At 70.2% G+C, this 16,749-nt stretch carries 14 protein-coding genes; 12 read left to right on the plus strand and 2 right to left on the minus strand.

Annotated features, from left to right (window positions below; genetic code table 11):
• The first annotated feature begins 10 nt into the window (after positions 1–10).
• Genes AB4Z18_RS17235 through xerD form a run of 3 tightly spaced genes read left to right on the plus strand, consistent with a single transcriptional unit; the run spans position 11 to position 3,338 of the window.
• Positions 11–1,753, plus strand: a complete 1,743-nt coding sequence (locus AB4Z18_RS17235; protein ID WP_441784024.1) for a CTP synthase — start codon at positions 11–13, stop codon at positions 1,751–1,753.
• Complete coding sequence (locus tag AB4Z18_RS17240; protein WP_441783962.1) at positions 1,753–2,436, plus strand: NUDIX domain-containing protein; 684 nt, start codon at positions 1,753–1,755, stop codon at positions 2,434–2,436. The genes AB4Z18_RS17235 and AB4Z18_RS17240 overlap by 1 nt, the downstream gene beginning before the upstream one ends.
• Positions 2,433–3,338: a site-specific tyrosine recombinase XerD gene (gene xerD / locus AB4Z18_RS17245; protein WP_441783963.1), complete on the plus strand. Its 906-nt coding sequence runs from the start codon at positions 2,433–2,435 to the stop codon at positions 3,336–3,338. Before AB4Z18_RS17240 ends, xerD begins: the two co-directional genes overlap by 4 nt.
• A 7-nt stretch (positions 3,339–3,345) precedes the next feature.
• On the opposite strand, the gene AB4Z18_RS17250 is transcribed toward xerD, so the two are convergent.
• On the minus strand, positions 3,346–3,867 hold the full coding sequence (locus tag AB4Z18_RS17250) for a GNAT family N-acetyltransferase (RefSeq protein ID WP_441784025.1): 522 nt from the start codon (positions 3,865–3,867) through the stop codon (positions 3,346–3,348).
• 154 nt (positions 3,868–4,021) lie between these two features.
• Here AB4Z18_RS17250 and AB4Z18_RS17255 point away from each other — a divergent pair, with 154 nt between their 5' ends.
• The 7 genes from AB4Z18_RS17255 to der all read left to right on the plus strand — a co-directional run bounded on the left by AB4Z18_RS17255 (position 4,022) and on the right by der (position 10,425).
• Positions 4,022–4,882 (plus strand): ParA family protein, encoded by an 861-nt coding sequence (locus AB4Z18_RS17255; protein WP_441784026.1) that lies wholly within the window; start codon positions 4,022–4,024, stop codon positions 4,880–4,882.
• On the plus strand, positions 4,866–5,702 hold the full coding sequence (locus AB4Z18_RS17260) for a segregation and condensation protein A (protein WP_441783964.1): 837 nt from the start codon (positions 4,866–4,868) through the stop codon (positions 5,700–5,702). Before AB4Z18_RS17255 ends, AB4Z18_RS17260 begins: the two co-directional genes overlap by 17 nt.
• Complete coding sequence (gene scpB / locus AB4Z18_RS17265; protein WP_441783965.1) at positions 5,692–6,336, plus strand: SMC-Scp complex subunit ScpB; 645 nt, start codon at positions 5,692–5,694, stop codon at positions 6,334–6,336. Before AB4Z18_RS17260 ends, scpB begins: the two co-directional genes overlap by 11 nt.
• Positions 6,326–7,090, plus strand: coding sequence for a pseudouridine synthase (locus tag AB4Z18_RS17270; protein WP_441783966.1), 765 nt, complete (start codon positions 6,326–6,328; stop codon positions 7,088–7,090). The genes scpB and AB4Z18_RS17270 overlap by 11 nt, the downstream gene beginning before the upstream one ends.
• 80 nt (positions 7,091–7,170) lie before the next feature.
• On the plus strand, positions 7,171–8,259 hold the full coding sequence (locus tag AB4Z18_RS17275) for a prephenate dehydrogenase (RefSeq protein ID WP_441783967.1): 1,089 nt from the start codon (positions 7,171–7,173) through the stop codon (positions 8,257–8,259).
• Positions 8,256–8,927, plus strand: a complete 672-nt coding sequence (gene cmk / locus AB4Z18_RS17280) for a (d)CMP kinase (protein ID WP_441783968.1) — start codon at positions 8,256–8,258, stop codon at positions 8,925–8,927. Before AB4Z18_RS17275 ends, cmk begins: the two co-directional genes overlap by 4 nt.
• Complete coding sequence (gene der / locus AB4Z18_RS17285; protein WP_441783969.1) at positions 8,920–10,425, plus strand: ribosome biogenesis GTPase Der; 1,506 nt, start codon at positions 8,920–8,922, stop codon at positions 10,423–10,425. The genes cmk and der overlap by 8 nt, the downstream gene beginning before the upstream one ends.
• Before the next feature lie 9 nt (positions 10,426–10,434).
• On the opposite strand, the gene AB4Z18_RS17290 is transcribed toward der, so the two are convergent.
• Positions 10,435–12,396, minus strand: coding sequence for a hypothetical protein (locus AB4Z18_RS17290; protein ID WP_441783970.1), 1,962 nt, complete (start codon positions 12,394–12,396; stop codon positions 10,435–10,437).
• A 252-nt stretch (positions 12,397–12,648) separates the two neighbouring features.
• Here AB4Z18_RS17290 and AB4Z18_RS17295 point away from each other — a divergent pair, with 252 nt between their 5' ends.
• Both AB4Z18_RS17295 and AB4Z18_RS17300 read left to right on the plus strand, forming a co-directional pair.
• The gene (locus AB4Z18_RS17295; RefSeq protein ID WP_441783971.1) at positions 12,649–15,012 is read left to right on the plus strand and encodes a glycosyltransferase family 2 protein; all 2,364 of its coding nucleotides are present in this window, start codon (positions 12,649–12,651) and stop codon (positions 15,010–15,012) included.
• Positions 15,012–16,616 (plus strand): chitinase, encoded by a 1,605-nt coding sequence (locus AB4Z18_RS17300; protein ID WP_441783972.1) that lies wholly within the window; start codon positions 15,012–15,014, stop codon positions 16,614–16,616. Before AB4Z18_RS17295 ends, AB4Z18_RS17300 begins: the two co-directional genes overlap by 1 nt.
• Positions 16,617–16,749 lie beyond the last annotated feature (133 nt).

The following is a 16,749-nucleotide window of genomic DNA, read 5'->3' on the forward strand; positions in this document are numbered from 1 at the left end:
TAAGCCCGTGGTGGATTATTCAGACGCGGGCCCTTCAAGCGGCAAAAACACAGCAAACGGCATTACCAAACACATTTTTGTGACTGGTGGTGTCGTTTCTTCGTTGGGGAAGGGCCTCACGGCGGCCTCTCTCGGCAACCTTCTGACGGCCCGCGGCCTCCGCGTCGTCATGCAGAAGCTCGACCCCTACCTCAACGTGGATCCGGGCACGATGAACCCGTTCCAGCACGGTGAAGTCTTCGTCACCGACGACGGCGCCGAGACCGATCTCGACATCGGCCACTACGAGCGCTTCCTCGACATCAACCTCGGCCAGTCGGCCAACGTCACCACCGGCCAGATCTACTCCAACGTCATCGCGAAGGAGCGCCGCGGCGAGTACCTCGGCGACACGGTCCAGGTCATCCCGCACATCACCGACGAGATCAAGCGCCGGATGCGGCTGCAGGCGCAGCCCGGACCGGACGGCGAGCCCGCCCCCGACGTCATCATCACCGAGATCGGCGGAACCGTCGGCGACATCGAGTCGCAGCCGTTCATCGAGTCGGCCCGTCAGGTGCGCCACGAGCTGGGCCGCAAGAACTGCTTCTTCGTGCACGTCTCGCTCGTGCCGTTCATGAACGCCTCCGGCGAGCAGAAGACCAAGCCGACGCAGCACTCGGTCGCGGCCCTGCGGTCGATCGGTATCCAGCCGGATGCTCTGGTGCTCCGCAGCGACCGCCCGGTCTCCGACAGCAACAAGCGCAAGATCGCCCTCATGTGCGACGTGGATGAGGCGGCCGTCGTCAACGCGGTCGATGTGCCCTCCATCTACGACATCCCGACGATGCTGCACGACCAGGGTCTCGACGCGTACATCATCGACCAGCTGGGGCTCGACAAGGCGGACGACGTCGACTGGAACGGCTGGGCCCGACTGCTGGAGTCGGTGCACGACCCCAAGCACGAGGTCACGATCGGCCTGGTCGGCAAGTACATCGACCTGCCGGATGCGTACCTCTCGGTCACCGAGGCCCTCCGCGCGGGCGGCTTCGCGCACCGCACCAAGGTGAAGCTGAAGTGGATCGCCTCCGACGAGTGCCAGACACCCGAAGGCGCAGCCGCGCAGCTGAGCGACGTCGACGCGATCTGCGTGCCGGGCGGCTTCGGCGTGCGCGGCATCGAGGGCAAGGTGGGCGCGCTGCGCTTCGCCCGCGAGAACGGCATCCCGGCTCTCGGCCTGTGCCTCGGCCTGCAGTGCATGGTCATCGAGTACGCCCGGCATGAGGCCGGTCTGCTGGGTGCGTCGTCGTCGGAGTTCGACCCGGAGACCGAGTTCCCGGTGATCGCGACGATGGCCGAGCAGGTCGACATCATCGCAGGCGGCGACCTGGGCGGCACCATGCGTCTGGGCCTCTACCCGGCGAACCTCGCCGAGGGCTCGCTGGTCGCCGACCTGTACGGCGCGAGCGAGGCCTCCGAGCGTCACCGCCACCGCTACGAGGTGAACAACAACTACCGCGAGCAGATCGCCGATGCAGGCCTGTGGTTCTCCGGAACGTCGCCGGACGGCCATCTCGTCGAGTACGTCGAGCTGCCGCGCGATGTGCACCCGTTCTACGTGGGCACGCAGGCGCATCCTGAGCTGCGCTCCCGCCCGAACCGCGCCCACCCGCTGTTCGCCGGGCTCGTCGGCGCCGCGCTCGACCGCCAGAAGGCCAGCCTCCTGTTCGAGGTCGCCGAGGCCGACGCCGAGATGGTCGCCGAGGCCTGATGACCGCCGAGGAGACCGCCGACCAGACCGCCGCCGACCAGACGACCGCCGACCAGACCGCGGCCGGCCTGAACGACCAGCCGTTCCGTCCGGAGATCGTGTCGTCGGAGACCCCGTTCGAGGGCAAGATCTGGAACGTCCGCCGCGACGTCTTCCGCTACAACGGCGAGGAGATCACCCGCGAGTACGTCGATCACACCGGCGCCGTCGGCATCCTGGCTCTGGATGACGACGGTCGCGTCCTGCTGATCCGCCAGTACCGTCACCCGGTGCGCCACCGTGACTGGGAGATCCCGGCGGGCCTCCTCGACATGGGCGGCGAGAGCCCGCTCGACGCGGCGAAGCGTGAGCTCGGCGAGGAGGCGGACCTCGAGGCAGACCAGTGGAACGTCCTCGCCGACGTCTTCACCAGCCCCGGCGGCAACGACGAGTCGATCCGCATCTACCTGGCCCGCGGCGTGCGCTCCACCGGCTCGGAGTTCGCGCGGGAGGCGGAGGAGGCCGACATCGAGGTGCGCTGGGTACCCCTCGACGACGCCGTGGAGGCGGTGCTCGAGCGCCGCGTCCACAACGCCCCGCTGATCATCGCGCTGCTGGCCGCACGCACCGCACGCGAGGGTGGATGGAGCACGCTCGGCGCAGAGAACGAGCCCTGGCCGAGCCACCCCAAGCTCTCGAGATGACCGTCGCGGCCGATGTCGACGTGTTCCTCAGACACGTCGCCATCGAGCGCGGACTCTCGGCGAACACGGTCGCGGCGTACCGCCGCGACCTCGGCGCGTACAGCGCGTGGCTCGACGATCAGGGAATCGTCGACGTCAGCGCCGTGACGCCCGCGACGCTGTCGGCCTTCGCCGAGCACCTCGGGACTCGGGAGGAGTCGCCGCTCACCGCATCCTCTTTGGCCCGGATGCTGTCCACCGTGCGCGGGTTCCACCGGTTCCTGCTGGAGGAGGGCCGGGTCGAGGTGGATGCTGCGCGCGACCTCCGCCCGCCGAAGCTGCCCAGCCGCCTACCTAAGGCCATCACCGTCGACCAGGTCGCCGCCCTGCTGGCCGCCACCGACGGCGACGAGGTCTCGGCACTGCGTGACAAGGCCCTCCTGGAGCTGATGTACGCCACCGGCGCCCGCGTCAGCGAGGCCGTCGGGCTGAACGTCGACGACGTGATCGACGCCGACGTGGTGCGGCTGACCGGCAAGGGAAGCAAGCAGCGCATGGTGCCGCTCGGGAGCTTCGCTCAGGAGGCCGTCTCGGCGTACCTGGTGCGGGCGCGCCCGGTGCTGTCCGCGAAGGGCCGGGCGACGCCCGCACTCTTCCTCGGGATGCGCGGGGCCCGCCTCTCGCGCCAGAACGTCTGGCTGATCATCCGCGCGGCGGCGGAGCGGGCGGAGCTCGACCTGGAGATCTCGCCGCACACGCTCCGCCACTCCTTCGCGACGCACCTTCTCGCCGGCGGGGCGGATGTGCGAGTCGTGCAGGAACTCTTGGGCCACTCCTCGGTGGCGACGACGCAGATCTACACGCTGGTCACGGCGGACACGCTGCGTGACGTGTACACGTCGGCGCACCCGCGGGCCCGTTGACCAGCGCTCACGCGGGAGAGGCGGCGTGGCGGCGGCGCGGGGCGCGGCGGCGCAGCCAGACGTAGACGGAGCGCCCGTCGCCTCCGGCGCGGCGCGTCGCGGCGAACCCGAGCTTCTTCAGCACGCCGAAGGAGGGCGCGTTCCAGGTCGCGACGGTCGCCCAGATCACGGGGAACCCGGCGTCGAACGCGGCGTCGGCGACGACCGCGGCGGCCTCGGTGGCGTACCCGCTGCCGACGTGGGCCCGCAGCAGCTCGTACGCCAGCTCCGGCTGGGCCGCGCTCGCCCGGCCGACGATGAGGCCGCAGTAGCCGACCGGCTCGCCGGTCTCCGCCAGCTCGATCATGTACAGCCCGAAGCCCACCTCACCGAACCGGCTGCGCTGCACATCCAGTCGCTCCCGCTCCTCGTCGACCGAATCGGGTTGACGGCCGAGGGGATGCTCGGCGAGCAGCGCGAGGTTCCATTCGGCGTCGCGTCCGTCGCGCGGGCGCAGACGCAGGCGTGGGGTCTCAAGGGCGGACGGCATCGGCTGCACGCGGCCAGCGTACCGAACCGCCGTGCCCACACCCCGCATGCGGGGCACGGCGCGGATAGACTGTCCCCTTGAAAGACCGCCCACGAGAGGGACGAGGAACACCCAGGTGACGCGCAACGACGAGGTCGAGACCCAGCTCCCGGGCATGGATGCCGCATCCGTCGCCCCGAAGCCCGGTCCCACCGGCCGCCCGGCACGCGCCTTTCCCGCTCCCCAGCCGCTGAAGCAGCACGGCCCGGCGAAGATCATCGCCCTGTGCAATCAGAAGGGCGGCGTCGGCAAGACGACCACAAGCATCAACCTCGGCGCGACGCTGGCCGAGTACGGCCGCCGCGTGCTGGCCGTCGACTTCGACCCGCAGGGCGCGCTGTCCGCGGGCCTCGGGGCGCAGACGCACGACGCGACGACGATCTACGACCTGCTGCTCAACCGCAACGCCGATGTGCAGGGCGCGATCCAGTCCACCTCGACGCCCGGACTCGACATCATCCCGGCGAACATCGACCTGTCGGCCGCCGAGGTGCACCTCGTGAACGAGGTCGCCCGCGAGCAGATCCTCGCGGGCGTTCTCCGCAAGGTCGCCTCCGACTACGACGTCATCCTCATCGACTGCCAGCCGTCGCTCGGCATCCTGACCGTGAACGCACTGACCGCCAGCCACGGCGTCCTGATCCCGCTCGAGTGCGAATACTTCGCCCTCCGCGGCGTCGCGCTTCTTATCGAGACGATCGACAAAGTGCGCGAGCGGCTGAACCCGGCGATCGAGCTGGATGGCATCCTCGCCACCATGTACGACTCACGCACGCTGCACTCCCGCGAGGTGCTGGAGCGCGTCGTCGACGCCTTCGGCGACCGGGTGCTCGAGACGGTCATCTCGCGGACGGTGAAGTTCCCGGATGCGTCCGTCGCGGCCACCCCGATCACGCAGTTCGCGCCGGAGCACCAGGCAGCGGAGGCGTACCGTCAGCTGGCGCGGGAACTGGTGTTCCGTGGCGCCGTCGCCTGACACGGCGAAGCCGGAGGGTGCCGCCGGTGCGGAGGAGTCCGTCGGCTTCCGCGTCTCGCTGGGCGACTTCGAGGGCCCGTTCGACCTGCTCCTGTCGCTGATCACCAAGCACGAGCTCGACATCACGGAGATCTCCCTGAGTCGGGTGACGGACGAGTTCATCGCGTATCTGCGTCAGCTGGACACCGACGAGAGCCTCGACGAGGCGAGCGAGTTCCTGCTGGTCGCGGCGACCCTGCTCGACCTCAAGGTTGCAGGGCTGCTGCCGCAGGGCGAGCTTGTGGATGCGGAGGACGTCGCCCTGCTGGAGGCCCGCGACCTCCTGTTCGCGCGGCTGCTGCAGTATCGCGCGTTCAAGGAGGCGTCCGGCTGGTTCGCGGAGCGGCTGGAGGCCGAGGGCGCCCGGCACGCGCGCCTGGTGCGGCTGGAGGACAAGTTCCGCCAGCGCACCCCGGAGCTCGTCTGGACGCTGAGCCTCGACGACTTCGCGGCCCTCGCGACGCTGGCGATGACGCCGCGCGAGGTCCCCGTGGTCGGGCTCGACCACCTGCACGCGCCGCTCGTCAGCATCCGGGAGCAGGCGGCGATCGTGGTGGGGATGCTGCGGCACGGCGAGCCGATGAGCTTCCGCCAGCTTGTCGTCGGCGCCGAGCAGAAGGGCGTCGTCGTGGCGCGGTTCCTCGCGGTGCTGGAGTTGTACCGCCGGGCGGCGCTCGCCTTCGAGCAGCTGGAGCCGCTGGGGGAATTGACGCTCCGCTGGACGGCCGAGCACTGGTCAGAAGAGAACCTGTCGAATCTGGGAGCCGACTATGACGGTTGAGAACACGGCCGAGGCCACGGATGCCACAGAGGTCACCGACACCTCCGAGGTGCCCGCGCCGGTCGAGGATGCGCAGATCGAGCGCGCGCTGGAGGCGATCCTCATGGTGGCCGACGAGCCGATGAGCATCGTCACGCTCGCGACGGCGGTCGGGGCGCCGGTGAAGCGCGTCCGCGCGGCGATCGCCACGCTGGTCGCCGACTTCGACGGTGAGAGCGGCGGCGCGGGCGGAGGCGTGCGCCGCGGCTTCGAACTGCGCGAGGTGGGCGGCGGCTGGCGGATCTACGTCCGCGAGGAGTACGACCACGTCGTCGCGGACTACGTGCTGCAGCAGAACCCCACCAAGCTGTCGCAGGCTGCCCTGGAGACCCTCGCCGTGATCGCCTACAAGCAGCCGATCAGCCGCGGTGCCATCGCCTCCATTCGCGCCGTGAACGTGGATTCTGTGGTGCGGACGCTGCTCGGTCGCGGCCTCATCACCGAGCTGTTCACCGACAGCGAGACCGGCGCCATCAACTACGGCACCACCGACCTGCTCCTCAGCCAGCTCGGCATCAACTCGGTCGACGAGCTGCCGAAGATCTCGCCGCTCCTTGCGGACGGGGCCGATGGATTCGACGGCGATGTCCGCTGACTCCGAACGGCAGGGCGAGCGCCTGCAGAAGGTCATGGCGGCCGCCGGTGTGGCCTCCCGCCGGGTGTCCGAGGACCTCATCGCCGCCGGACGCGTCTCGGTCAACGGCACGGTCGTGACCGAACCGGGCACGCGGGTCGACCCGCTGGTCGACCAGGTCGCCGTCGACGGCACGGCCGTGCAGCTCGACACCTCCCGGCGGTACGTGATGCTCAACAAGCCGGTGGGCGTGGTGAGTTCGATGCGCGACGAGCAGGGCCGTCCCGACCTGTCCCGCTTCACGGCCGACTACCCCGAACGCCTGTTCAATGTCGGTCGGCTGGATGCGGAGACCTCGGGCCTCCTCATCCTCACCAACGACGGCGAGCTCGCCCACGTGCTCGCGCATCCATCGTTCGGAGTGACGAAGACGTACATCGCCCGCGTGCGTGGCGTGGTCACGCCGCAGACGATCGGTCGGCTGACCAAGGGGGTCGAGCTGGATGACGGCCCGATCGCCGCGGACAAGGCGAAGCTGCTGCAGTCGAACCCGCGCGGGGACGACTCCCTGGTCGAGGTGACCCTGCACTCCGGTCGCAATCGGATCGTGCGGCGGATGCTCGCCGAGGTCGGGCATCCGGTGATCGAGCTGGTGCGCCGGCAGTTCGGTCCGCTGCATCTCGGGACGCTGAAATCCGGCCAGCTGCGCGACCTGACCAAGGCTGAGCTCGGCCAGCTGCTCACCATCTCCCGGGAGAGCCGGACGAAGGAGTGACGGTTCTCCACAGCTCGGCCGTTCTGCACAGGCGGACGGCAGCGGAGAGACGGCCGCGCGCCGCTGGCTAAGGTGGACGGGTGACTGAAATTTCCGCCCGCCTCCCCGGCCCTGTTCGCGTCGTCGGCGCTGGGCTGCTCGGCGCGTCCGTCGGACTCGGGCTGCGTGCCCGCGGTGTCGACGTGCTGCTCGCCGACGCCTCGCCCGCACACCTGCGGCTGGCGGCGGACTATGGCGCGGGGCGGCTCGACGACGGGGGAGTGGAGCCGGCGCTGATCGTCGTGGCGGTCCCGCCGGATCTCACCGGCCGGGTCGTCGCCGAAGAGCTGGCGGCGCATCCCGAGGCTGTGGTGACCGACGTCGCGAGCGTGAAGGTCGCGCCCCTCTCCGAACTGCAGCAGGCTGGGATCGACCTGGCCCGCTACGTCGGCGGGCATCCACTCGCCGGGCGTGAGCGGGGCGGCCCGTCGTCCGCTCGCGCAGACCTGTTCATCGGGCGCCCCTGGGTCGTCTCCGCCCGCCCCGAGAACCCCCGCGAGGCCGTCAGTCTCGTGGAAGCGCTGATCCTGGACCTCGGCGCGACACCCGTCGAGATGGATGCGGCGCGGCACGACGCCGCCGTCGCGCTCGTCTCGCACGCTCCGCAGATCGTGTCCTCCCTCATGGCGAAGCGTCTGACCGACTCGCCGGATGCCGCGCTCGCGCTGGCGGGGCAGGGTGTTCGCGACGTGACGCGGATCGCCGCGAGCGAGCCGGAGCTGTGGGTGCAGATCCTCGGCGCGAACGCTCCCGCGATCGTCGAGATCCTGCGTGCCTACCGCGAGGACCTCGACCGGGTGCTGGTGGCGCTCGGCGATGTGGATGCGTCCGGTGCCCGCCGCACGATCGCGGAAGAGATCGCCGGAGGCAATGCGGGCGTCTCCCGGCTGCCGGGCAAGCACGGCCAGGACCGGAAATATTCGAGGTTCGTGGTGATGGTCGAAGACCGGCCTGGTGAATTGGCCCGCCTGCTGCACGAGCTCGGGGAGCTCGGGGTCAACATGGAGGACCTCCGCCTGGAGCACTCGCCGGGCGCGCCGTTCGGCCTCGCCGACATCGCCGTGCTCCCGGAGGTGCTCCACCGCACCGTGGACGACCTGACCGAACGTGGATGGAGGATCACCGGATGAGCGAGACCTTCGTCGTCGCCGTCGACGGACCGGCGGGGAGCGGCAAGTCGAGTGTGAGCAAGGCGACCGCCCGCCGGCTCGGCTGGGCGTACCTGGACACCGGGGCCGCGTACCGCGCGCTCAGCTGGTACGCGCTCGAGCGCGGTGTCGACCTGACGGACTCCGCCGCCGTGATCGATGCGCTGCCCGACTTCGATTACCGCATCGGCACCGACCCCGAGACCTACCACGTGTTCGTCGGCGACCACGATGTGACCGAGGTCATCCGAACGCCGGAGGTGACGGCGGCGGTGAGCGCCATCGCGCGCGTTGCGGAGGTGCGGGTGTTCCTGACGGAGCTGTTCCGCCACATCATCCGCACCGTCGACCGGGACGGGATCGTGGTCGAGGGCCGCGACATCACGACGGTCGTGTGCCCGGATGCGCCTGTGCGCATCCTTCTCACAGCCGACGAAGCCGTTAGAATGGCGAGGCGTTCCGCTGAGCTGGCCGACCATTCCGCCGCCCATGTGGGTGAGGCCCTGCGGAGACGCGACGCGGCAGATGCCCGCGTCGTCGACTTCATGAACGCCGCAGACGGTGTGACCACCGTCGACTCCACCGATCTCGACTTCGACCAGACCGTCGACGCGGTCATCCAGGTCGTACAGAAAGCAGCCCATGTCTGACATCGAAAACGAGCCCACCGGCGACGATGACCTCGTCACCCGGCTGTCGGAGCTCGACGAAGATCTCGCCGTCCAGCGTGCCAACGCGCTCCGGAGCGGACTCGAGGAGTACGAGCTCGACGAGAGCGACCTCGACATCCTCGATGTCGCAGGCGAAGACGTCGACGGCATCACCTACCTGCCCGCCCTTCCGGTGCTGGCGATCGTCGGCCGCCCGAACGTCGGCAAGTCCGCGCTCGTGAACCGCATCCTGGGCCGCCGCGAGGCCGTCGTGGAGGACACCCCGGGTGTCACGCGCGACCGCGTCTCGTACCAGGCGGAGTGGAACGGCCGCCGGTTCACTCTGGTGGACACCGGCGGGTGGGAGCCTGACGCCCGCGGTATCGACGCGTCCGTCGCGGCCCAGGCGGAGGTCGCCATCGACCTCGCCGACGCGGTGCTCTTCGTCGTGGATGCGACCGTCGGCGCCACCTCCACCGACGAGCGTGTCGTCCGCTTGCTCCGCAAGACCGACAAGCCGGTGTTCCTCGCCGCCAACAAGGTGGATGACGCACGCCAGGAGCCGTACGCGACCGAGCTGTGGTCGCTGGGTCTCGGCGAGCCGCATCCCGTCTCCGCCCTGCACGGTCGCGGCGTTGCCGACCTGCTGGACACGCTCCTGAAGGTCCTGCCGGAGGAGTCCGCCTTCGCCAAGCGCGAGGTCGGCGGGCCGCGCCGCGTCGCCATCATCGGCCGCCCGAACGTCGGCAAGTCGTCGCTGCTCAACAAGACTGCGGGGGAGGAGCGCGTGGTCGTCAACGACCTCGCCGGCACTACCCGCGACCCGGTCGACGAGCAGGTCGAACTCGGCGGCAAGGTGTGGCGCTTCGTCGACACCGCCGGCATCCGCCGTCGCGTGCACCTGCAGCAGGGCGCCGACTTCTACGCCTCGCTCCGCACCTCCACGGCCCTGGAGAAGGCCGAGGTCGCGGTCGTGGTGCTCGATGTGAGCGAGCCGATCAGCGAGCAGGACGTCCGGATCATCGACCTCGTGCTCGAATCGGGTCGCGCCCTCGTCCTCGCCTTCAACAAGTGGGACCTGCTGGACGACGAGCGCCGCCGCTACCTGGAGCGGGAGATCGAGCAAGACCTCGCACACGTCTCCTGGGCTCCGCGCGTCAACATCTCCGCGCGCACCGGCCGGCACCTCGAGAAGCTGGTGCCCGCGCTGGAGCTCGCGCTCGAGTCGTGGGACACCCGCATCCCGACCGGCAAGTTCAACGCCTTCCTCGCCGAGCTCACGGCGGCGCACCCGCACCCCGTCCGCGGCGGGAAGCAGCCGCGCATCCTGTTCGGCACGCAGGCCTCGAGCCGTCCGCCGACATTCGTCGTCTTCACGACCGGTTTCCTCGACCCGGGCTACCGGCGGTACATCATCCGCCGCCTGCGCGAGGTCTACGGCTTCGACGGCACGCCCATCGCGCTCAACATGCGCGTGCGCGAGAAGCGCAAGCGCTAGCCGCGCCTGTCAGCGCTGGCGGGCGACGTCGAGCACGGGGGCGAAGGCGTCCGGCGCGTGGATGACGACCACCGGGGCCGTGCCCTGCGGGAACAGCCGCGCGACCTCCGCCGGGTCGGCGCGGTCATCGATCGTGATGTCGATCGACTCGCGCCAGCGGCCGTCCGACAGCCGCTGCACCGTCGCCTCCCACGTGATCCCGGGCGTCGTCCGCGCCTGCAGCCGCAAGTGGATGCCGACCGCCTTCCGGCGCGTCAGCAGTGACAGCAGGCCCCGATATACCGCGGTACGTCCGGCCACGATCAGCCACGGGTCGAGCGTGCGGACCAGCAGGTCCGCGTTCCACACGATCGTCGTCGCGAACCCGCTGCGCGACTGGTACACGTCCACGGCGATCACCCCGGGGAGCCGGCGAACTGTCTGCCGCAGCGTCCCGCGCGTGATCCCCTCCTCGACCGTGCTGTGCAGGTACAGCGGCACCGAGGGGCGCGGCGGCAGCCCGCCCGCCCGCATCAGGGCCCGGTCGTGGATGCGCTGCTCCGCACCGAAGAACGGCGTCAGCTCGCCGAGCAGCGTGGCGACGCGCGGATCCGGCGGGTCGGCCTCGACCGCGGCGGCGGTGTCCGCGTAAGCCGTCGACTGGTGCAGCGCGCCGATGCGGAAGCTGTGCGACAGCGGCGGCCGGGCCTTCACCGTCAGGAACGCGTCCCGACCCGACGCTCGCAATGGGTTCTCCCGACCCTCGACCCGCGGCACCGGATCGAGCACGTGCTCCAGCGCGAGCACGCTCACCGTCTCGGGCACCGCGATCCGTCCGAGCGGCGTCCCCGCGACGACCAGGTGCGTCACGTTCAGCCCGGACGCTACCGCCGCCGTCGCCACCTGGGCTGCGACCATCCCGCCCAGGCTGAAGCCGGTGACCAGCACGGGCTCGCCCGCGCGGATCCCGGCCTCCCGCATCGCATCGAGCGCACCTGCCGTGAACGACGGCAGCCGGCCCGCGCCGATGAGGAGGTCCGCCGTGAGGTCGTTCGGCGCCGCACCCGCGCGCGGGTGCCACGACTTCGTGCTGGCGAACTGCACCATCCACCGTCGCCCGCCGGCCGACGCGAGACCGCCGGCCGACGACAGCCCGCCGGCCGACGACAACTCCACGATCCGCACCAGCCCGACGTCGGCGCGATCGTCGAGGTCGGGATCGCACAGGTCGTCGATCTCGCGCTGGCTGAGCAGCACCTCCCGCAGGGACCGGATCGTGCGTCGCCGCATCGCCCCCGCGGCGATCCCCGGCTGCCCGAGCGGGTCGGGGGAGGGACCGAGCGGGAGCCCCAGGAGGCCGGCGGGAACATCCACCAGCCCGGGCGTCGGCACGTAGTCGTCGCCCGCATCCGGGTCGTTCCACCAGTCGAGCACGTCGCGGATCAGCGGGAAGGCGTGCGCCAGGAAGTCGTCGTACGCCACCCGCGCGGTGTCACCTCCATCACGCAGCAGCCCGCGCCGCCTGCCCAGGTTCACCACCTTGAGCAGGATGCCCGGCAGCGTGAACACGGCGACGTACGGCCGCGCCCGCCAGCGGGGAAGGAACACTCCGACCAGCGAGACGAGCAGGGCCAGCGGCCCGAGCAGCCACCCGGCGACCCGGGCGGTGCCGCCCACCGTCCGCGGCACGAGCGACAGATACAGCCCACTGAGGGCGATCCGCCGCGCGCGTCGCGTGGTCGGCGGCGGCGCCTCGAACGGGTACGGGATGCGCTGCCTGCGCTGAACGGCGAACCACACCCAGGCGGCGGCCATCCCGATCAGCCACGCGAGCAGGGCCAGCGCACCGCCTACGATCCCGACGCCCAGCAGCACGATCCCGAGCGCCAGGGCGACGGGGATGCCGACCACCAGTCCGAGGATCAGCGCGACCCGGCCTCCGGCGCTCCGACCCCGCCAGAGCTGCGGTGGCAGCGACGGCGGCGACGACATGCGGTCAGCCTAACCCGCACCCTCCGACACTCCCGGGGCGTGCATGCATACGCATAGAGACGCTCGCGAGCAAGCGCGACACGCGCTCCAGCAGCGTGAAAGATCGGTAACCCGTCACCCCAAAGAGGGGGCGACCAGAAAAGGGGTATTTGTACCCCGGTCTGTCCTCACTAGTGTGGACAACCGGGAGCCACCCGACCGTGCCCACCCGAGGGCCGGGCTCCTGACCCCTTCAAGGACGCATACCCGACCATGAGTTCTCACACCGCATTCACCCCTGCCCGGAAGCGCCAGCTCGGCTCCGAGAAGCGCACCGAACCCCTTCCGACGGTCCACCCGAGGCCGTCCGATCGCAAGATCACCTGGAGCCGCGTCGCCATCGTGCTGACCGTGCTGTTCTGGGCGATCTACGTCGTCACCACGATCATCCGCCAGTTCATCGACAGCGGCAGCCAGAACTTCCGCTTCACCATGGAGGCGCTCGGCTACACGGTCGTCGTGACCTTCCTCACCTTCTCCGCGCTCATGTACCTGGTCGCCCGACAGGGAGCGCTGCAGCGGTTCCAGAAGCACGTCCGCGTGCCGCGCGCCGAACTCGACCGGCACTTCGCCGAGAACCAGCCCTCGATCACTGTGCTCGTGCCCTCCTACGCGGAGGAGCCGGAGGTGGTCCGGATGACGCTGCTCTCCGCGGCGCTGCAGGAGTTCCCGTCGAAGCGGGTCGTGCTGCTCCTGGACGACAACCCGAACCCTACCGACCCGGCCGTGCGCGAGCGCCTGGAGGCCACCCGGGATCTCGCCCACGACATCAGCGCGACTCTCGCCGAGCCGCGGTTCCGCTTCAGCGACGCGCTCATGCGCTACGAACTGGGCGACGCCGGGGTCTACGCGACCGACGCAGCCGCCCTCGAGCTCGCCGACCACTATCGCTGGGCCGCCGAGTGGCTGTACGCCCAGGCCGACGCCCACACCATCGAGGACCACGTCGACGTCTTCTTCGCCGACCAGGTGCTCCGCGGCCTCGGCGACGACCTCGCCCTGACCGGGGAGGCCGTGTCCGCGGCCGTCGCCGAGGGCGCATCCCTCACCTCCAAGCGGGTCGCGCAGCTGTACCGCCGCCTCGCCTGGACGTTCGACGCGGAGCTCGCCGTCTTCGAGCGCAAGAAGTGGGCCTCCCTCTCGCACGAGGCGAACAAGGCGATGAACCTGAACGCCTACATCGGCCTGATGGGCGGCACCTACCGGGTCGAGGAGACGCCGGAGGGCCCCATCCTGAACCAGGTTCCGGCCGGCCAGCGCCGATCGGGCGATGTCGAGATCCCCGACAGCGATTTCCTGCTCACTCTGGATGCCGACTCCATCCTGCTGCGCGAGTACTGCCTGCGACTCACCTACTTCCTGCAGCAGCCCGACAACGCGCGGGTCGCCGTGACGCAGACGCCGTACTCGTCGTTCCGCGGTGCGGGCACCCGCATCGAGCGTCTCGCGGGAGCTACGACCGACATCCAGCACATCCTGCACCAGGGCAAGAGCTATTACGGCGCCACGTTTTGGGTCGGCGCGAACGCGGTCATCCGCAAGCGTGCGCTCGAGGACATCGTCGAGACCGAGTTCGTCGGCGGGTTCGAGGTGCGCCGCTACATCCAGGACCGCACCGTCATCGAGGACACCGAGTCGAGCATCGACCTCGGCACCCACGGCTGGACGCTCGCCAACTACCCTGAGCGGCTCAGCTACTCGGCCACCCCGCCCGACTTCGGTTCGCTGATCGTTCAGCGCCGCCGCTGGGCGAACGGCGGACTGCTCATCCTGCCGAAGCTGTGGCGTCAGGTGAAGGAGCGCAAGCGCCGCGGCGAGTCCGTGTCGCGCATCGAGCTGCTGCTGCGGGTCAACTACATGGCCTCAATCAGCTGGGCCAGCTTCGGCCTGATCTTCCTGCTGGCGTACCCGTACGACGGTCGTCTGCTCAGCCCGATGGTGCTGCTCGCCGCGCTCCCGTACTTCATCAGCCAGGCGGCCGACCTGCGGTACAGCGGGTACAAGGCCACCGACATCTTCCGGATCTACGGCTTCAACCTCATCCTGCTTCCCGTGAACCTCGCGGGTGTCCTGAAGTCGATCCAGCAGTCGCTGACCGGCAAGAAGATCCCGTTCGCCCGCACGCCGAAGGTCAAGAACCGCACCGCCTCGCCGCTGCTGTATGTGATCGCACCGCTCGCCATCGTCGCGTTCTCGCTGTTCACCCTGTGGCGTGACGTCAATGCGCAGAACTGGGGCAACGCGGCCTTCGCCGCCTTCAATGCCACGCTCGCGATCTGGGCGATCGTCGCCTACATCGGCATCTGGAACACCATCGTCGACATCTGGATCGGGATGACGAAACCGCTCTACGTGGACAAGTCGCGCACCCAGGCGACCTCGGTGGTCGAGCCGACCACCGCATCCATCGACTGGAGGTCGGTGCTCTACCACGGGCACGCGGGCGGTGAGGTGCCGCATCGGGCCCCGGTCGGGGCGGTCGTGGAGGAGCGTGCGGTCTCGGCAGGGGTCGACGCCGTCGACGCCCTCGACGCCCCCGCCGCAGAGTCCGCCTCGAACGAGAAGCAGGCCGCCTGATGGCCCGCGGAGCGAAGAAGGCGCAGGATTCCGTCGAGCGCGCCCAGGCGCCCGAATCCACCGGCGGTCGCCGGCTCTCCGCCTGGCGCGTGATCGGCGCCGGCCTCGTCGCCGTGATCGTCGTGTCCGCAGCGGCCGTCGGCCTGCAGTGGTGGAGCGCGCGGGCGGCCGTCGATGCGAAACCGTGGTTCGCCTCCTATGTGGATGTGACCGCCACGCCCCGTTTCGCGTTCGAGAACCTCGGCGGCACCTCCACGAAGGATGCCGTGCTCTCGTTCGTCGTGTCGTCGAAGTCGGACCCGTGCGCACCCAGCTGGGGCGCCGCATACTCGCTGGACCAGGCTCGCGGATCGCTGGACCTCGACCGCCGCATCGCGCGCCTGCAGCAGCAGGGCGGAACCGTCGCGGTCTCGTTCGGCGGCCAGGCCAACGACGAACTCTCGGTCGGCTGCGTCGACGCATCGGACCTGAAGGATGCGTACGCCGCGGTGGTCGACCGCTACAAGATCGGCACCATCGACCTCGACCTGGAGGGCGCCGGCCTCGCGGACCGGGGTGCCTCCGTGCGCCGCGCCACCGCCATCGCCGCCCTGCAGCAGGAGCGCCGGGCGGCGGGCAAGAGCCTCGCGGTCTGGCTGACGCTCCCTGTCGCGCCCACGGGTCTGACCTCGGACGGCACGGACGCGATCGCCGCCATGCTGGACGCCAAGGTGGATATCGCCGGTATCAACGTCATGACGATGGACTTCGGCGACGCGAAGGACGCGAAGGTGTCGATGGCGAAGGCCGCCGAGTCCGCGGTCTCCGCCACCCAGCGCCAGCTCGGCATCCTGTACGACCGCGCGAAGCTGCACCAGAGCGACCCCAGCCTGTGGGCGAAGCTCGGCGCGACCCCGATGATCGGCCAGAACGACGTGGAGGGTGAGGTCTTCACGCTCGCGGATGCCGCATCCTTCAACCGCTGGGCCGTGTCGAACGGCCTCGGCCGGATGTCGATGTGGTCCGCCAACCGCGACAAGACCTGCGGCTCGAACTACGTGGACCTCTCCGTCGTCTCCGACGCCTGCAGCGGCGTGGCCCAGGGCAAGAAGACGTTCGCCGGAGTGCTTGCGAAGGGCTTCGCCGGCCACATCGCGCTGGGGGAGGGGGCGGTCACCACCGCCGAGCCCACCTCGACGGCGGCCGCCGACGACCCGGCGCACTCGCCGTACGCCATCTGGGCCGCCAAGGGCTCGTACCTGAAGGGAACCAAGGTCGTCTGGCACCACAACGTGTACCAGGCGAAGTGGTGGACCAAGGGCGACGTGCCCGACGACCCGGTGCTGAACGCGTGGGAGACACCGTGGGAGCTGGTCGGCCCGGTGCTGCCGGGCGAGACGCCCATCCCACAGCCCACCCTCGCGCCCGGCACCTTCCCCGCCTGGAGCGGCACCACGGCCTACGACAAGGGCCAGCGCGTGCTCTTCGACGGCGTACCGTTCGAGGCCAAGTGGTGGACGCAGGGCGACAGTCCCGAGGCCGCCAGCGCCGACCCCGACTCGTCGCCCTGGACCCCGCTCACGCAGGACGAGATCGACCAGATCATCGGCGGCTCCGGCCGCTGAAACCAGCTCGGCGGCGGGATGTTGACTCCCCCCATCGCATCCCGTCGCCGACTCGACCTGGGCTCCCCGCTGCGGGGCGGGGACCCGGGCGCCCGCAGGCACCGTCCGGTGCGGCGGCGCAGTGCCGGCAGGG

Origin of the sequence: Leifsonia sp. 2TAF2 (genome assembly GCF_052115085.1) — a bacterium.
Taxonomy (GTDB): Bacteria; Actinomycetota; Actinomycetes; order Actinomycetales; family Microbacteriaceae; genus Leifsonia.

Coding starts and splice junctions, on each gene's coding strand:
- scpB (WP_441783965.1), top strand. CDS start 5,692: ATGACGGTTGAGAACACGGCCGAGGCCACGGATGCCACAGAGGTCACC.
- AB4Z18_RS17255 (WP_441784026.1), top strand. CDS start 4,022: ATGGATGCCGCATCCGTCGCCCCGAAGCCCGGTCCCACCGGCCGCCCG.
- der (WP_441783969.1), top strand. CDS start 8,920: ATGTCTGACATCGAAAACGAGCCCACCGGCGACGATGACCTCGTCACC.
- AB4Z18_RS17300 (WP_441783972.1), top strand. CDS start 15,012: ATGGCCCGCGGAGCGAAGAAGGCGCAGGATTCCGTCGAGCGCGCCCAG.
- AB4Z18_RS17290 (WP_441783970.1), bottom strand. CDS start 12,396: ATGTCGTCGCCGCCGTCGCTGCCACCGCAGCTCTGGCGGGGTCGGAGC.
- xerD (WP_441783963.1), top strand. CDS start 2,433: ATGACCGTCGCGGCCGATGTCGACGTGTTCCTCAGACACGTCGCCATC.
- cmk (WP_441783968.1), top strand. CDS start 8,256: ATGAGCGAGACCTTCGTCGTCGCCGTCGACGGACCGGCGGGGAGCGGC.
- AB4Z18_RS17270 (WP_441783966.1), top strand. CDS start 6,326: ATGTCCGCTGACTCCGAACGGCAGGGCGAGCGCCTGCAGAAGGTCATG.
- AB4Z18_RS17240 (WP_441783962.1), top strand. CDS start 1,753: ATGACCGCCGAGGAGACCGCCGACCAGACCGCCGCCGACCAGACGACC.
- AB4Z18_RS17250 (WP_441784025.1), bottom strand. CDS start 3,867: ATGCCGTCCGCCCTTGAGACCCCACGCCTGCGTCTGCGCCCGCGCGAC.
- AB4Z18_RS17295 (WP_441783971.1), top strand. CDS start 12,649: ATGAGTTCTCACACCGCATTCACCCCTGCCCGGAAGCGCCAGCTCGGC.